Origin of the sequence: Actinoplanes sp. NPDC051633, assembly GCF_040681735.1 — a bacterium.
GTDB lineage: Bacteria > Actinomycetota > Actinomycetes > Mycobacteriales > Micromonosporaceae > Actinoplanes.
Genome location: NZ_JBFAZH010001597.1, coordinates 1 through 1,419 on the forward strand (window position 1 = coordinate 1; position 1,419 = coordinate 1,419).

A 1,419-nucleotide genomic window follows, 5' to 3' on the forward strand; every position below is an offset into this window, starting at 1 on the left:
CTGCCACGGGTACGCGGAGTCGGTGCCGGCCAGCCCGACCGCGGCGAGTGCCTCGTCGGCCACCGCTCGCCGGCGTGCTTTGGGCATCCGCTGCGCGCGCAGCGGCAGCTCGACGTTGTCGCGGACCCGCAGCCACGGGAACAGGCTGCGGCCGTACTCCTGGAACACCACCGCGAGCCCCGGCGGCGGTGCGGTGACCGCCCGGCCCTGCACCCGCACGTCACCGGAGGTCGGCGACAGAAGGCCGGCGATCACCCGCAGCAGCGTCGTCTTGCCGCACCCGGACGGCCCCACCACACACGCGAACTGCCCCTCCGGCACGGCGAACGTCAAGTCACCGATCGCCTCGACCCGGCGGCCGTGCGAGTCGTAAACCTTGTTCAGATGACCGACCTCGAGCATCACCACTCCCGTCGCCCGGCCCGCTGGCCGTGGTACCAGCCCAGCATCCGCCCCTCGGCCCACCGGAACCCCCAAGCCAGCAGCACGCCGATGAGGCCGAGCAGCAGTACGCCGCTCCACATGGCCGGAATCTGGAAGCCGCGCTGGAACTGCAGGACGGTGAAGCCCAGGCCGTTGTTCGCGGCGATCATCTCACTGATCACCATCACGATGATGGCGATGGCCAGCGCCTGCCGGGCGCCGGTGACGATCCGCGGGCTGGCCGAGCGCAATATCAGGTGCCACAGCCGTAGCGCGCCGCTGATCCCGTACGTCCGGCACGTGTCGCTCAGCACCTCGTCACGCCCGCGCACACCCTCGACGGTGTTCAGCAGGACCGGCCACACGCAACCGAACGCGATCACCAGCACCTTGGTGCGGTCCCCGAGCCCGGACAGCAGGATGAACACCGGCACCAGCACCGGCGGCGGGATGGCGCGCAGAAATTCCAGCAGCGGTTCGAGGTACGCCCGCACGTATCGGTTGCTGCCGACCAGCACGCCCAGCCCGACGCCGGCGACGAGCGCGATCAGGTATCCCACCGCGAGGCGGCCGAGGCTGGGCAGCACGTCAGCCCGGATCCGGTCCCAGGTCCAGGTGTCGGCGAACGCGGTGAGGATCGCCGACAGCGGCGGGCGATAGAAGTCGGTGCTGCCCGCGCTGGCCAGCCACCAGGCGGCCACCAGCAGCAGCGGAAGGCCGAGCGCGAGCAGCGTCCGGCGCAGGACCGTCATGTCGGGGCCACCTCCCGCCGTTCCGACGGGTGCCAGGCCAGGATGCGGCGTTCCAGCAGGCGGGTGCCGACGTTCGCGAGCACACCGAGCAGGCCGGTGACGAAGATCAGCGCGTACACCGTCGGCACCGCACCGCCCTGCTGGGCCGTGTCGATCTCCTTGCCCAGGCCGGGAGAGCCGATCACCAGCTCGCCGGTGACGGCCAGGATCAGCGCGACCGAGGCGGCCAGCCGCACACCGGTCA

The 1,419-nt window shown here is 71.4% G+C and carries 3 protein-coding genes; all 3 read right to left on the minus strand.

All coding sequences use genetic code 11. The features are described from left to right. Positions 1–402: ATP-binding cassette domain-containing protein (locus tag AB0M20_RS43450; RefSeq protein WP_364307342.1), on the minus strand; the 402-nt coding region annotated here is incomplete at its 3' end. Next, entirely contained in the window at positions 402–1,175 is a 774-nt protein-coding gene (locus AB0M20_RS43455) for an ABC transporter permease (protein WP_364307343.1), read from the minus strand. The genes AB0M20_RS43455 and AB0M20_RS43450, both read right to left, overlap by 1 nt. Continuing rightward, positions 1,172–1,419, minus strand: a 248-nt coding sequence (locus tag AB0M20_RS43460) for an ABC transporter permease subunit (protein WP_364307345.1), incomplete at its 5' end; no start/stop codon positions are given. The genes AB0M20_RS43455 and AB0M20_RS43460, both read right to left, overlap by 4 nt.